Origin of the sequence: Janthinobacterium salmonicoloratum (assembly GCF_051380845.1) — a bacterium.
GTDB classification, from domain to species: domain Bacteria; phylum Pseudomonadota; class Gammaproteobacteria; order Burkholderiales; family Burkholderiaceae_D; genus Janthinobacterium; species Janthinobacterium lividum_F.
In genome coordinates, this window is sequence record NZ_JBNYXV010000002.1 from 270824 (window position 1) to 283864 (window position 13041).

Consider the following 13041-nt stretch of genomic DNA (forward strand, 5'->3'; position numbering starts at 1 on the left):
ATTCCCTAGCGGATTATTTTTTCAGCGATTGAGCGGCTTTACGCGGTCCCTTGCGGGTACGTGCGTTCGTACGCGTACGCTGGCCACGGCAAGGCAGACCCTTGCGATGACGCATGCCGCGGTAGCAACCCAGATCCATCAAACGCTTGATGTTCATGGACAGTTCACGACGCAGATCGCCTTCGACGATGAATTTACCTACTTCATCGCGCAGCTTTTCCAGTTCGCTGTCATCCAGATCTTTGATCTTTTTGTTGGTTGCTACACCGGTCGATGCACAGATTTTCTCTGCGCGTGGACGGCCCACACCGTAGATGGCCGTCAGGCCGATAACGGTATGCTGATGATTTGGGATATTAACCCCTGCAATACGTGCCATTTGTTATTCCTCGATTAACCTTGACGCTGCTTGTGACGTGGTTCCACGCAGATAACGCGGACTACGCCTTTGCGCTTGATGATCTTGCAGTTGCGGCAGATCCGCTTGACTGATGCGAGAACTTTCATTTTTGGGCTCTTTCTTTCGCTTCTTTGGTTTGATTCAGTGTGTTACTTGGTACGGAACACAATGCGGGCTCGGCTCAGGTCGTACGGCGTTAACTCCACCGTCACCTTGTCTCCAGGGAGAATGCGAATATAATTCATCCGCATTTTACCTGAAATATGCCCGAGCACCACGTGTCCGTTCTCCAGCTTCACTCGAAATGTTGCATTTGGGAGATTCTCAAGAATCTCGCCCTGCATCTGTATGACGTCGTCTTTTGCCATTCGGTATGTTTACCGCGCTTAACGCGTCGGAATTCCGCCCTTGAAATTTGCTTTGCGCAGCAGCGAATCATATTGCTGCGACATCACGTAGTTCTGTACTTGCGCCATGAAATCCATGGTGACAACTACAATAATCAATAAAGAAGTACCGCCGAAATAGAATGGTACTTTCCACTGGGCTTGCATAAATTCCGGCAATAAACACACCAGGGTGATGTAGACTGCGCCGGCAAGTGTCAAGCGTGTCAGGATCTTGTCGATGTAACGGGCTGTCTGCTCGCCTGGACGAATCCCGGGAATGAACGCACCGCTTTTCTTCAAGTTATCCGCTGTTTCCTTGCTGTTAAAGACCAGCGCTGTATAGAAGAAACAGAAAAACACGATCGCCACTGCGTACAACAGCGCATGGATAGGCTCACCAGGCCCCATCGATGCTGCCAAATCTTTCAAGAACCGCACCGCAGGGTTAGCGTTGTCGGCGCCCTTTGAAAACCAGTCCACGATAGTGGCCGGGAACAAGATGATCGAAGAAGCAAAGATCGGCGGGATCACGCCGGCCATGTTCAGCTTCAACGGCAAATGGCTGGTTTGACCGCCATAAATCTTGTTGCCTACCTGGCGCTTCGCGTAATTGACCAATATTTTGCGCTGACCACGTTCGACGAATACAACGAAGTACGTTACCAGTGCTACCAGAATCACGATGAAAATCGCGCTGAAGCTGCCGATCGAACCATTCGACACCTGAGTGAACAAGCCACCCAACGCCGACGGCAGACCTGCTGCAATCCCGGCAAAAATGATGATCGAGATGCCATTACCCAAACCACGCTCGGTAATTTGCTCACCCAACCACATCAAAAACATTGTTCCGGTCAACAAAGTGACGACCGTCACGAAGCGGAATGCAAGACCAGGTTCCAACACCAGACCAGCTTGCGACTCCAGTGCGACTGCAATGCCTAACGCTTGGAACAGTGCCAGGGCAACCGTGAAATACCGGGTGTACTGGGTGATCTTGCGACGACCTGCTTCGCCTTCTTTTTTCAACGCTTCCATCTGCGGTGACACGATCGACAGCAATTGCATGATGATCGAGGCCGAGATATAAGGCATGATACCCAGCGCAAACACTGTAAAACGAGACAAGGCACCGCCCGAGAACATGTTGAACATGCCCAGGACGCCGCCTTCGTGCTCCTTGAACAGCGAGGCTAATTGTGTCGGGTCAATCCCGGGAACCGGGACGTGAGCACCGATACGATAAACCACCAATGCGCCAAGCAAAAACCAGAGCCGTCCCCAAGGGAAACCGGCCGCTGCACTTTTAGCAAGTTGTGGATTAGTCGCCAATTTTCGCTCCGATCAAGCTGTTAGCGGTCAACTCAGGCTACCGAGCCGCCGGCTGCTTCGATGGCTGCTTTCGCGCCAGCGGACACTTTCAAGCCCTTCAAATTCACCGCTTTGGTGATTTCGCCGGACAAGATCACGCGCACGTCACGGGCCAACACGCCCAAAACGCCAGCTTGCTTCAAGACCAGAATGTCGACATCGCCAACAGCCAGGTTGTTCAGATCGGACAGGCGCACTTCAGCTTTGAAGGTTGCGTGCATCGATTTGAAACCGCGCTTAGGCAGACGGCGTTGCAGAGGCATCTGACCGCCTTCGAAACCGACTTTATGAAAGCCGCCCGAACGCGATTTCTGACCTTTGTGACCACGACCCGAGGTTTTACCCAGGCCGGAGCCGATACCGCGACCGACGCGACGCTTGTAGTGCTTAGCGCCTTCGGCTGGTGCAATAGTATTCAATTCCATGATTTGCTCCGTTCGTGTAAGCCCGAAGGCTTACCCGACAACTTTAACGAGATACGATACTTTATTGATCATGCCGCGTACGGATGGGGTGTCTTGCAATTCGGAAACCGAATTTACACGACGCAGACCCAGACCGCGCACGGTAGCGCGATGCGATTCGCGCGTACCGATCAAGCCCTTGACCAATTGCACTTTGACTGTGTTTGTCATTTTGTCCACCTTAAGCCAGAATGTCTTCGACCGACTTGCCGCGTTTGGCAGCGATATCGGAAGCAGTGCTCATTTTCGACAGGCCGTCCAGCGTAGCGCGTACCAGGTTGTATGGGTTGTTCGAACCGGTGGATTTCGCCACCACGTCCGTCACGCCCATCACTTCGAAGATAGCGCGCATTGCGCCACCAGCGATAACGCCAGTACCAGGCTTAGCTGGGTTCATCAGGACCTTGGAGGCGCCGTGACGACCAACAACCGTGTGATGCAAGGTACCGTTTTTGAGCGGTACTTTGATCAGGTTGCGACGGGCTTCTTCCATTGCCTTCTGCACGCCAACTGGCACTTCTTTCGATTTGCCCTTGCCCATGCCGACGCGGCCATCGCCATCACCAACTACGGTCAGCGCGGCGAAACCCATGATACGACCACCCTTGACCACTTTGGTCACGCGGTTGATCGCGATCATTTTTTCGCGCATGCCATCATCCGGCTTGTCGCTTTGCATTTTTGCTTGCATTTTTGCCATGATTGATCCTTAGAACTTCAGACCGGCTTCGCGTGCGGCTTCTGCCAACGCTTTCACACGGCCGTGGTAACGGAAACCGGAGCGGTCGAACGCAACTTCGGTAATTCCTGCTTTCAACGCTTTTTCAGCGACGCGCTTGCCGATCAAGGCTGCAGCAGCGGCATTGCCGCCTTTGCCGGATTGGCCTGCCAGTTCAGCGCGAACTTCCGCTTCAGCCGTCGAGGCCGAAACCAGGACTTTAGCGTCCGGGCTGATCAGGTTGGCGTAAATGTGCAGGTTGGTGCGATGCACCGACAAGCGATTTACTTTCAATTCCGCAATCTTGATGCGGGTTTGGCGTCCGCGGCGAAGCCGTGATTCTTTCTTATCCATCGTCAGCCCCTAATTACTTCTTCTTGGTTTCTTTAAGCTTAACCACTTCGTCCGCATAGCGAACGCCCTTGCCTTTATAAGGCTCAGGAGCGCGGTAAGCACGAACTTCAGCGGCTACCTGGCCAACCTGTTGACGGTCGATACCTTTAATCAGGATCTCGGTCGGGGTTGGTGTTGCGCAGGTAACGCCAGCTGGCATGTCATGCACTACAGGGTGCGAGAAACCCAGGGACAGATTCAGCTTGTCGCCTTGAGCTTGCGCCTTGTAACCCACGCCTACCAGGTTCAGCTTTTTCTCGAAACCCTTGGTGACGCCAACAACCATGTTGTTGACCAGTGCGCGCAGCGTGCCGGACATGGCATTGGCTTCGCGGCTGTCGTTCGCCACGTCGAAACTCAGGGTTCCTGCATTGTTTTCCACTTTGACCTGGCCGGTGAGGGCCTGGGAAAGTACGCCCAGCGGGCCTTTTACGGTGATCGCTTGTGCGGAGATGGCGACTTCGGCGCCAGCTGGCACTACGATAGGCATTTTAGCTACTCGAGACATGTGTAACTCCTTAAGCCACGTAGCAAATAACTTCGCCGCCGACACCGGTAGCGCGTGCTTTGCGGTCAGTCATGACGCCTTGCGGAGTCGACACGATCGCCACACCCAAGCCATTCATCACAACAGGGATCTCGTCTTTACCCTTGTAGACGCGCAGACCCGGACGGGACACGCGCTCCAAGCGCTCAATGACGGGACGGCCAACATAATACTTCAAACCGATTTTCAGTTCCGCTTTGCCACCAGCTTCGGCAACAGCGAAATCTTCAATGTAACCCTCGTCCTTCAGGACGCTGGCAATCGCAATTTTGACTTTCGACGATGGCATGGCCACGGTCGTCTTTTGCACGCCTTGTGCATTGCGAATGCGGGTCAGCATATCGGCGATAGGATCGCTCATACTCATTGCATATTCTCCTATTACCAGCTTGCTTTTGTCATACCCGGAATTTCACCACGCATGGCGAATTCACGGAGCTTGATACGACCCAGACCGAATTTACGGAATGTGCCGCGCGGACGACCAGTGATGGCGCAACGGTTACGTTGACGCGTCGGGTTCGAGTTACGTGGCAGCGCCTGCAGTTTCAGGCGAGCTTCGTAGCGCTCTTCTTCCGATTTCGATTGGTCATCGACGATGGCCTTGAGAGCTTCGCGCTTAGGGGCGAATTTCGCCACCAGGTCAGCACGCTTGATCTCACGATTAATCAGTGACAGTTTGGCCATGATCAGTTCCTGAAAGGGAATTTAAAGGCGGCGAGCAAAGCTTTGGCTTCGTCATCGGTCTTAGCGGTTGTCGTGATGCTGATATTCATACCGCGCAACGCGTCAATCTTGTCGTATTCGATTTCAGGGAAAATGATCTGTTCCTTGACACCGATGTTGTAGTTGCCACGACCATCAAATGCACGGCCGTTCACACCACGGAAATCGCGTACGCGCGGCAGAGCCACGGTAATGAAGCGATCCAGGAACTCGTACATGCGAGCGCCGCGCAGGGTGACCATCGTACCGATCGGGTAACCTTCACGGATTTTGAAGCCTGCGATCGCTTTGCGGGACTTGGTGGTCACTGGCTTCTGGCCGGCGATCTTGGTCAAGTCAGCAACTGCGTGCTCGAGAACTTTTTTATCCGCGATAGCCTCACCAACACCCATGTTCAGGGTGATTTTGGTCAGGCGTGGAACTTCCATTACCGACTTGTAACCAAACTTGCTGGTCAGGTCGGCAACGACTTTTTCTTTATAGAATTCTTGGAGACGTGCCATGATTTCTTAAGCCTTCACTACTTCGCCGGAGGATTTAAAGACGCGGACTTTTTTGCCATCCACTTCTTTGAAACCCACGCGATCTGCCTTGCCAGTCGCTGCATTAAACAATGCAACGTTGGACACGTGAATTGGCATGGTCTTATCGACGATACCACCAGTTACGCCAGTCATCGGGTTTGGCTTAGTCGCTTTTTTAGCGATGTTAATGCCGTCAACCACGATATGTTCAGCATCGATACGCTGCTGTACCACACCACGTTTGCCCTTGTCTTTCCCGGTCAGAACGATGACTTCGTCGTTTTTACGAATCTTATCCATTACGACTCCTTACAGGACTTCCGGTGCCAGGGACACGATTTTCATGAACTTCTCAGTGCGCAGTTCGCGCGTGACAGGTCCAAAAATACGGGTACCGATCGGTTCCAGCTTGGCGTTCAACAGAACGGCGGCATTGCCGTCGAACTTCACCAGGGAACCGTCTTGGCGGCGAACACCTTTAGCGGTGCGCACAACCACGGCGTTATAAATTTCACCTTTTTTGACACGGCCACGTGGCGCAGCAACCTTAACGGTTACCTTGATCACATCGCCAATGCCAGCATAACGGCGCTTGGAGCCGCCCAATACCTTGATGCACATTACTTCTTTGGCACCGGTATTGTCAGCCACTTCGAGCCGGCTTTCAGTTTGAATCATAGTATTCTCTTTCCCAACTTAAGCCGAAGAATCCACACAATGTAGACCCACGGTCAGTCTTGGTCCCGCCAGAGCCGCCCTGCTGGGCTTCACTGTTTGGGTGCATGACCTTCATACATCAACTGACCGCGAATGCTACTGTCTGTGGCCAGACACTTTGCGGCGTTACATGAACGAAGCCCGCAAGTATTACATACAATTTGCGGGCCTGCAAGTACTAATTAAAACCCACCGCCGAAACGGTGGTTTTTATTTAAACGGTTGGTGCGGCTTGAACCACACGTGTCACCGTCCATGCCTTCGTTTTGGAGATCGGGCGACCTTCCTGGATCTCGACCGTATCACCGGCCTTGACTTGGTTGGTCTCGTCATGCGCGTGATACTTGTTCGAGCGCATGATGATCTTGCCATACAAAGGATGTTTTACGTGGCGCTCGATCAGAACGGTAACGGTCTTGTCCATCTTGTCCGAAACCACTTTACCGATCAGCGTGCGCTTGAGCGACTGTTTCACTGGTTCGTTCATTTGGCTTCCTTCAGATTCATTACCGTCTTCACACGCGCGATATCGCGGCGTACCTTCTTGAGCTGCGAAGTGTTGCTCAGCTGCTGCGTAGCGATTTGCATGCGCAGGCCGAACTGTGCCTTCAACAGGTCATTCAGCTCTTTTTGCAGAGCTGGCTGGTCCTTGCCGCGGAGTTCAGATGCTTTCATATACAACTCCAATTATTGGCCGACTTGGCGGATGACAAACGTCGTCGCCAGTGGCAGTTTAGCGGCGGCAAGACGGAAAGCTTCCCGTGCCAGCGCTTCATCAACGCCATCCATTTCGTACAGTACTTTGCCTGGCTGAATTTCAGCGACGTAGTACTCAGGATTACCTTTACCGTTACCCATACGGACTTCAGCCGGTTTGTTCGAAATCGGTTTGTCCGGGAAAATACGGATCCAGATACGGCCACCGCGCTTGATGTGACGCGTCATTGCACGACGCGCCGCTTCAATTTGACGCGCAGTGATACGACCGCGCGCAACTGCCTTCAGACCGAATTCGCCAAACGACACGGCGGTGCCGCGGCTGTGCGAAATACCGGTATTACGGCCTTTCTGCTCTTTACGATACTTTCTGCGTGCTGGTTGCAGCATGATTATTCTCCTGCTTTCTCAGCTGGTGCTGCTGCGGCGGCCGGTTTAGCGGCGGTACGCACACGTGCACCTGGTGCTGTGGATGGTTTCGCACCGGCACCGGCTGGACGTGGACGGCCAGCTGGCTTGCCATCGTCACGGCGTGGGCCGCGGCTTTTCTTCTCGTCAGCTGGGGTATCGATGACTGGTGCATCGCCGTTAGGCGCGCGGTCACCTTTGTATACCCACACCTTGACACCGATGATGCCGTAGGTGGTCGACGCTTCGCTGGTACCGTAGTCGATATCGGCGCGCAGGGTATGCAGAGGCACGCGGCCTTCGCGGTACCACTCTTTACGCGCGATTTCGATACCGTTCAGACGGCCGGACGACATGATCTTGATACCGAGAGCACCCAGGCGCATTGCATTTTGCATTGCACGCTTCATGGCGCGGCGGAACATGATCCGTTTTTCCAGCTGCTGAGCGATCGAATCGGCGATCAGTTGCGAGTCGATTTCTGGCTTGCGAATTTCTTCGATGTTCACGTGAACAGGTACGCCCATGATCTTGGTCAGCGCGGACTTCAGTACTTCGATGTCTTCGCCTTTTTTACCAATGACCACGCCTGGACGCGAGCTGTAGATCGTGAAGCGCGCGTTCTTGGCTGGGCGCTCGATAACGATGCGGCCAACGGAAGCGTTCTTCAGTTTCTTTTTCAGGTAAGCACGTGCTTTCAAGTCTTCGTTCAGCATGGCAGCGAAATTACCGTTGCCTGCATACCAGCGCGAAGCCCAGTTACGGGTGACCGCCAGACGGAAACCGGTTGGATGAATTTTCTGACCCATCGTGGCTCCTTAGTTACCGACAGTCACGTAAACGTGACAGGATTGTTTCGAAATACGGTCGCCACGGCCTTTTGCACGCGCGGTGAAGCGCTTCAGGACGGGGCCCTTTTCGACGTAGATCGTTTTCACGAACAATTCGTCGATGTCCGCACCATCATTGTGCTCGGCATTCGCAATAGCGGATTCCAGAACACGTTTGATGATCGCAGCACCTTTTTTCGGGCTGAATTGCAAGATGTTGAGTGCAGCGTCAACTTTCTTGCCACGGATCAGGTCAGCAACCAGGCGGCCCTTTTGGTCCGACAGGCGCACACCTTTGAGGATAGCTTTAGTTTCCATTATTTCTTAGCCTTTTTGTCAGCTGCATGACCCTTGAACGTACGGGTCAGTGCGAATTCGCCGAGCTTGTGACCAACCATGTTTTCGGAAACATAAACCGGCACGTGCAGCTTGCCGTTATGAACCGCGATCGTCAGGCCGATGAAGTCAGGCATGATTGTCGAACGACGCGACCAGGTTTTGATTGGCTTTTTGTCTTTGGCTGCTTGCGCGGCTTCAACTTTTTTCACCAGGTGGGCGTCACAGAACGGCCCTTTTTTCAATGAACGTGTCATGTGCTACCCCTTATTTCTTGCCGCGGCGCGAGACGATCATGGAAGTAGTACGCTTGTTGCTGCGTGTTTTCTTACCTTTAGTCTGTTGGCCCCAAGGCGAAACTGGATGACGACCAGCTGCTGTTTTACCTTCACCACCACCGTGCGGGTGATCGACCGGGTTCATGACCACACCGCGAACGGTAGGACGAACACCGCGCCAGCGCATCGCACCAGCTTTACCGATTTTACGCAGGCTGTGCTCGGCATTGCCGACTTCACCAACCGTTGCACGGCACTCGATGTGCACGCGACGTACTTCACCCGAGCGCAGACGCACTTGAGCGTAGGTACCTTCACGTGCCATCAGCACAACGCCAGCGCCAGCGGTACGTGCCATTTGGGCACCTTTACCTGGCAGCATTTCGACGCAATGCATCACGGTACCGACTGGGATGTTACGGATTGGCAAGCAGTTACCCGATTTGATCGGTGCTTCCGAACCGTTCATCACGCTGTCGCCAACGGCCATGCCTTTGGTTGCGATGATGTAGTGACGCTCGCCGTCGGCGTAGCACAACAGAGCGATATTCGCGGTGCGGTTTGGATCGTATTCGATACGTTCCACTTTCGCTGGAATACCATCTTTGGTGCGCTTGAAGTCGATCAAGCGATAGTGTTGCTTGTGACCACCACCGATATGACGGGTGGTGATGTGACCGTTGTTGTTACGACCAGCGGTCTTGGATTTCTTTTCAACCAGGGCAGCGAACGGACGACCTTTGTACAGGTCGGCATTCACCACCTTCACCATGCCGCGACGGCCTGGCGAGGTTGGTTTCATCTTAACGAGTGCCATTATGCAGCCTCCTCGGAGAAGTTGATTTCCTGGCCAGGCTTCAGGCACACGAAAGCACGCTTGGTATGGTTACGACGACCGTTGAACTTGCCGGTGCGCTTTTGCTTACCTTCGCGGTTTGCAGTTTGCACGGACAGAACTTCAACCTTGAACAGCAGTTCGACCGCTGCCTTGATTTCAGGCTTGGTTGCATCCGGCAGTACGCGGAATACAATTTGCTCGTTCTTTTCCGCGACCATGGTGGCCTTTTCGGAAATCACGGGCGCCAACAGCACCTTCATCAAGCGTTCTTCGCTATGTTTCAAAATCGCGCTCATGCCAGCATCTCCTCAATCTTGGCCAATGCAGCTTTGGTGACCAGGATCTTCTTGTAGAACACCAGGGACATCGGGTCTGCGTGACGTGGCTCAACGACGAGTACGTTAGGCAGGTTGCGCGATGCCAGTTCCAGGTTTTCGTTCAGAACGTCGGTGATGATCAGAACCGAATCAAAGCCCAGGCCGTTCAATTTTTGCGACAGCAGCTTGGTTTTTGGCGCGTCGATCGTCAGATCGTCGATGACGATCAGGCGCTCTTCGCGAGCCAGCTGCGACAGGATCGAGCAGATACCTGCGCGATACATTTTTTTGTTCACTTTGTGGGTGAAGTTTTCGTCAGGCGAGTTCGGGAAAATCCGACCACCGCCGCGCCACAGTGGCGACGACGACATACCAGCACGAGCGCGGCCGGTACCTTTTTGGCGCCATGGCTTTTTCGTCGTGTGGTGAACTTCTTCACGGTCTTTTTGCTTGCGGTTACCACTACGTGCATTCGCTTGATAAGCGATGACGACTTGGTGGATCAGCGCTTCATTGTAGTCACGGCCGAAAATCGTATCGGCTGCAGCAACGTTCGAGGCGGCTTGACCTTGCGCATTCAGAAGCTTGAGTTCCATCGTTTAAGCTCCCTTCTTGGCTTTGGTTTTGATGGCTGGCGAGACAACTACCTGGCCATTTTTCGCACCTGGAATCGCGCCTTTGACCAGCAGCAGCTGACGGTCGGCATCGATACGGGCGATCACGAGGTTCTGGATCGTACGGTTAACGTCACCCAGATGACCGGTCATGCGCTTACCAGGGAAAACGCGACCTGGATCTTGTGCCATACCGATGGAACCTGGAACGTTATGCGAACGCGAGTTACCGTGCGTTGCACGGCCAGAAGCGAAGTGGTAACGTTTGATAACGCCTGCATAGCCTTTACCGATGGTAACGCCTTGCACGTCGATCTTTTGACCGACTTCGAACAGGGAAGCAGCGACAACATCGCCAGCTTTCAGTTCAGCGGCTTTAGCAGCGTCGACACGGAACTCTTTCAACAGAGTACCGGCTTCAACACCAGCTTTAGCGTGATGACCAGCAACAGCTTTGGTCACGCGGGAAGCGCGACGTTGACCGAATGCGACCTGAACAGCGGAGTAACCATCTGTTTCAGGGGTTTTGATTTGCGCAACACGGTTGTTCGATACGTCCAACACGGTGACCGGGATCGAATCCCCTTCATCCGTGAAAATGCGCATCATACCAACCTTGCGACCGAGAAGGCCTAGGCTCATTTTTTCTCCATTCCCACCTGCGATTGGGCGGGGCTTGTTTAACTACAAAGTAACGTAGGACTCAAAAAAGACGAATCCATACCGAAGCCGGCTAGTATATAGCACAAAAACCCTTGACGCAACAAGTTAACACGGGGTATGTCAAAGTGTTGCGCGACGCCCCTGCGGGAGTTGTCGGCGCGCCGAAAAAACGCTGCCGCAAGGCAACTTAACGAGCGCAAAGCACGGCGGCATGCGGCCTGGCACCGGGCACCATCAGCGGCAGGCACTGGCAGCCGCAGAAACAACAAGGGCGCGTACACCGCGTACGCGCCCTCTTCAGCTCGTCAATCATGCTTGTCGCAACTGGGGACGTATCGCTGCCCTACTCTTGCACTGGTCCTTTGCCAATCTGATACCAGTCCACCTTGCGCGTCGCCACCATGATGGCGGCAAGCACGGCGAACAACAGGATGCTGCCCATCACCAGCGCATTGTTTTCCGAGCTCAGCAAGCCATACAGGGCGCCATACAGCAAGGTCAGCGCCACGCCGAAGCCGATGCCGCGCCAGGCGTTGTGCAGCACGTGCACCAGATAAAAACTGGTCAGCGCGATACAGGCGGCGCTGGCGATCAGGTAGGCGGCCAGGAAGGCGATATGCTCGGCCAGGCCCACCAGCAGCAGGAAGAAGATCACCAGCGACAGGCCCACCAGCAAATACTGCACCGGGTGGATCGGCAGGCTTTTCAGGATTTCAAAGATGAAGAAGGCGGCAAAGGTCAGCGCCACGAACAGCAAGCCATATTTGGTGGCCCGGTCCGATTGCGAATACACATTCACCGGCTCGATGAAGCCCACGCTGAAGCGGTCCACCTGGCCCAGCGGCGCACTGTCTGGCACCTTGAATTCCCCCTCGATGGTGCTCAGCTGCGTTTGCGCATTGGTGGCCAGCGACGAGATATTCCAGGCCACATTGAAACCCTGGGCATCAATCTGGCGATTCTTCGGCGACGGCAGGAAGCGCCCGCCAAACTGCGGATGGGGCCAGTTCGACTTGATCTGGATCTGGCTGTTCTTGGCCACCGGCACGAAATGCTGGCGTTCGATGCCATCGAGGCCCAGGTCAAAGCTGAAGCGCACCTGCTGCGGCGCCGCCAGAGGCATGGCGCCCAGCGGCGCATGCAGGCCGCTGCGGAAGGCAAACAGATCGGTGCCCTGTTCGAACTCGATCTTCTGGCCGCCCCAGTCGATTTTCGGGATATTGCGGATGCCGCGCACGTCCTCGATGGACAGGGCGACGAAAGGCGTGCCCGGGGTCACGCGCGAGTCCGGCGACTTGCGCGGCAGCTGGCTGCTGGCCGGCACCGTGAAGTCGCCCTTGAAGGCATGCTGGCCGCTGTAGACCAGCACCTGGTGAATGCCGCGGTAGCGGCGGTCCGTTTCGATGTTGCCATTGATCTGCAGGTCATTCGGATACACGAGCAGGCGGCGCTGCACCATGCGGTGCAGCAACTCCGTGCGTACGGGCCCTTTCACTTCCTTGTCATCGCCCTTGGCCACTTCCACGCGCTCTTCGTACTGCTCCGTGTAGGGAATCACCAGGATGGGGCCGATGATGGTTTGTTCGCGCACCGAATCGGCGGCGATGCTGTTGACGGCTTCCTGGCGGAACTCCATCCGCTCCTTGATCGTTTCCTGAATCATCAGTAAAGGCAGGCCGATCAGCAGCATCAGGCCGAACACGATCAACGCTTTGACTAACAGAGTTTTTTGCATGGCGCATCCTTGAAGTAAGGATGCCAGTGTAAAAAAGCTGTATGCGCTGACGATGC

The 13041-nt window shown here is 54.5% G+C and carries 25 protein-coding genes; all 25 read right to left on the bottom strand.

Features of this window, described 5'->3' with window-relative positions:
* Positions 1-13: 13 nt before the first annotated feature.
* The 25 genes from rpsM to creD all read right to left on the bottom strand — a co-directional run bounded on the left by rpsM (position 14) and on the right by creD (position 12985).
* Positions 14-379, bottom strand: a complete 366-nt coding sequence (rpsM, locus tag ACQ4WY_RS14370) for a 30S ribosomal protein S13 (protein ID WP_046681666.1) — start codon at positions 377-379, stop codon at positions 14-16.
* Between the two features lie 14 nt (positions 380-393).
* A complete protein-coding gene (gene rpmJ, locus ACQ4WY_RS14375; protein ID WP_010394471.1) occupies positions 394-507 on the bottom strand; it encodes a 50S ribosomal protein L36 in 114 nt (37 codons plus the stop codon).
* Between the two features lie 42 nt (positions 508-549).
* A complete protein-coding gene (gene infA / locus ACQ4WY_RS14380) occupies positions 550-768 on the bottom strand; it encodes a translation initiation factor IF-1 (protein WP_005663428.1) in 219 nt (72 codons plus the stop codon).
* Positions 769-786: 18 nt separating this feature from the next.
* Positions 787-2121, bottom strand: coding sequence for a preprotein translocase subunit SecY (gene secY, locus ACQ4WY_RS14385; RefSeq protein WP_010394438.1), 1335 nt, complete (start codon positions 2119-2121; stop codon positions 787-789).
* A gap of 32 nt (positions 2122-2153) precedes the next feature.
* Positions 2154-2585 (bottom strand): 50S ribosomal protein L15, encoded by a 432-nt coding sequence (rplO, locus tag ACQ4WY_RS14390; protein ID WP_034753211.1) that lies wholly within the window; start codon positions 2583-2585, stop codon positions 2154-2156.
* Positions 2586-2615: 30 nt separating this feature from the next.
* Complete coding sequence (gene rpmD / locus ACQ4WY_RS14395; RefSeq protein ID WP_010394435.1) at positions 2616-2795, bottom strand: 50S ribosomal protein L30; 180 nt, start codon at positions 2793-2795, stop codon at positions 2616-2618.
* A gap of 10 nt (positions 2796-2805) precedes the next feature.
* Positions 2806-3324, bottom strand: a complete 519-nt coding sequence (rpsE, locus tag ACQ4WY_RS14400; RefSeq protein WP_010394433.1) for a 30S ribosomal protein S5 — start codon at positions 3322-3324, stop codon at positions 2806-2808.
* A 9-nt stretch (positions 3325-3333) separates the two neighbouring features.
* A complete protein-coding gene (rplR, locus tag ACQ4WY_RS14405; protein WP_010394431.1) occupies positions 3334-3696 on the bottom strand; it encodes a 50S ribosomal protein L18 in 363 nt (120 codons plus the stop codon).
* A 13-nt stretch (positions 3697-3709) separates the two neighbouring features.
* Positions 3710-4243: a 50S ribosomal protein L6 gene (gene rplF / locus ACQ4WY_RS14410; protein ID WP_034778281.1), complete on the bottom strand. Its 534-nt coding sequence runs from the start codon at positions 4241-4243 to the stop codon at positions 3710-3712.
* 10 nt (positions 4244-4253) lie between these two features.
* Complete coding sequence (gene rpsH, locus ACQ4WY_RS14415; RefSeq protein ID WP_034753208.1) at positions 4254-4649, bottom strand: 30S ribosomal protein S8; 396 nt, start codon at positions 4647-4649, stop codon at positions 4254-4256.
* A gap of 14 nt (positions 4650-4663) precedes the next feature.
* Complete coding sequence (gene rpsN / locus ACQ4WY_RS14420; RefSeq protein WP_010394423.1) at positions 4664-4969, bottom strand: 30S ribosomal protein S14; 306 nt, start codon at positions 4967-4969, stop codon at positions 4664-4666.
* 2 nt (positions 4970-4971) lie between these two features.
* The gene (rplE, locus tag ACQ4WY_RS14425) at positions 4972-5511 is read right to left on the bottom strand and encodes a 50S ribosomal protein L5 (RefSeq protein WP_010394421.1); all 540 of its coding nucleotides are present in this window, start codon (positions 5509-5511) and stop codon (positions 4972-4974) included.
* Between the two features lie 6 nt (positions 5512-5517).
* A complete protein-coding gene (gene rplX / locus ACQ4WY_RS14430) occupies positions 5518-5832 on the bottom strand; it encodes a 50S ribosomal protein L24 (protein ID WP_010394419.1) in 315 nt (104 codons plus the stop codon).
* A 9-nt stretch (positions 5833-5841) separates the two neighbouring features.
* Positions 5842-6210: a 50S ribosomal protein L14 gene (rplN, locus tag ACQ4WY_RS14435; protein WP_008444317.1), complete on the bottom strand. Its 369-nt coding sequence runs from the start codon at positions 6208-6210 to the stop codon at positions 5842-5844.
* Positions 6211-6463: 253 nt separating this feature from the next.
* A complete protein-coding gene (rpsQ, locus tag ACQ4WY_RS14440; RefSeq protein WP_010394415.1) occupies positions 6464-6736 on the bottom strand; it encodes a 30S ribosomal protein S17 in 273 nt (90 codons plus the stop codon).
* Positions 6733-6924, bottom strand: coding sequence for a 50S ribosomal protein L29 (gene rpmC / locus ACQ4WY_RS14445; protein WP_010394412.1), 192 nt, complete (start codon positions 6922-6924; stop codon positions 6733-6735). Before rpmC ends, rpsQ begins: the two co-directional genes overlap by 4 nt.
* Before the next feature lie 12 nt (positions 6925-6936).
* Complete coding sequence (gene rplP, locus ACQ4WY_RS14450; protein WP_034753201.1) at positions 6937-7356, bottom strand: 50S ribosomal protein L16; 420 nt, start codon at positions 7354-7356, stop codon at positions 6937-6939.
* A 2-nt stretch (positions 7357-7358) separates the two neighbouring features.
* The gene (gene rpsC, locus ACQ4WY_RS14455; protein WP_034753199.1) at positions 7359-8183 is read right to left on the bottom strand and encodes a 30S ribosomal protein S3; all 825 of its coding nucleotides are present in this window, start codon (positions 8181-8183) and stop codon (positions 7359-7361) included.
* 9 nt (positions 8184-8192) lie between these two features.
* Entirely contained in the window at positions 8193-8525 is a 333-nt protein-coding gene (gene rplV / locus ACQ4WY_RS14460; RefSeq protein WP_170840583.1) for a 50S ribosomal protein L22, read from the bottom strand.
* Positions 8522-8797 (bottom strand): 30S ribosomal protein S19, encoded by a 276-nt coding sequence (gene rpsS / locus ACQ4WY_RS14465; RefSeq protein ID WP_008444295.1) that lies wholly within the window; start codon positions 8795-8797, stop codon positions 8522-8524. Before rpsS ends, rplV begins: the two co-directional genes overlap by 4 nt.
* Before the next feature lie 10 nt (positions 8798-8807).
* On the bottom strand, positions 8808-9635 hold the full coding sequence (gene rplB, locus ACQ4WY_RS14470; protein ID WP_034753198.1) for a 50S ribosomal protein L2: 828 nt from the start codon (positions 9633-9635) through the stop codon (positions 8808-8810).
* Entirely contained in the window at positions 9635-9952 is a 318-nt protein-coding gene (gene rplW, locus ACQ4WY_RS14475) for a 50S ribosomal protein L23 (protein ID WP_010394398.1), read from the bottom strand. The genes rplB and rplW overlap by 1 nt, the downstream gene beginning before the upstream one ends.
* Positions 9949-10569 carry a 50S ribosomal protein L4 gene (rplD, locus tag ACQ4WY_RS14480; RefSeq protein WP_034753197.1) on the bottom strand — a complete coding sequence of 207 codons (621 nt, stop codon included), beginning with the start codon at positions 10567-10569 and terminating at the stop codon, positions 9949-9951. Before rplD ends, rplW begins: the two co-directional genes overlap by 4 nt.
* Before the next feature lie 3 nt (positions 10570-10572).
* Positions 10573-11229, bottom strand: a complete 657-nt coding sequence (rplC, locus tag ACQ4WY_RS14485; RefSeq protein ID WP_010394393.1) for a 50S ribosomal protein L3 — start codon at positions 11227-11229, stop codon at positions 10573-10575.
* Positions 11230-11593: 364 nt separating this feature from the next.
* A complete protein-coding gene (gene creD, locus ACQ4WY_RS14490) occupies positions 11594-12985 on the bottom strand; it encodes a cell envelope integrity protein CreD (RefSeq protein ID WP_436504688.1) in 1392 nt (463 codons plus the stop codon).
* Positions 12986-13041: the final 56 nt, after the last annotated feature.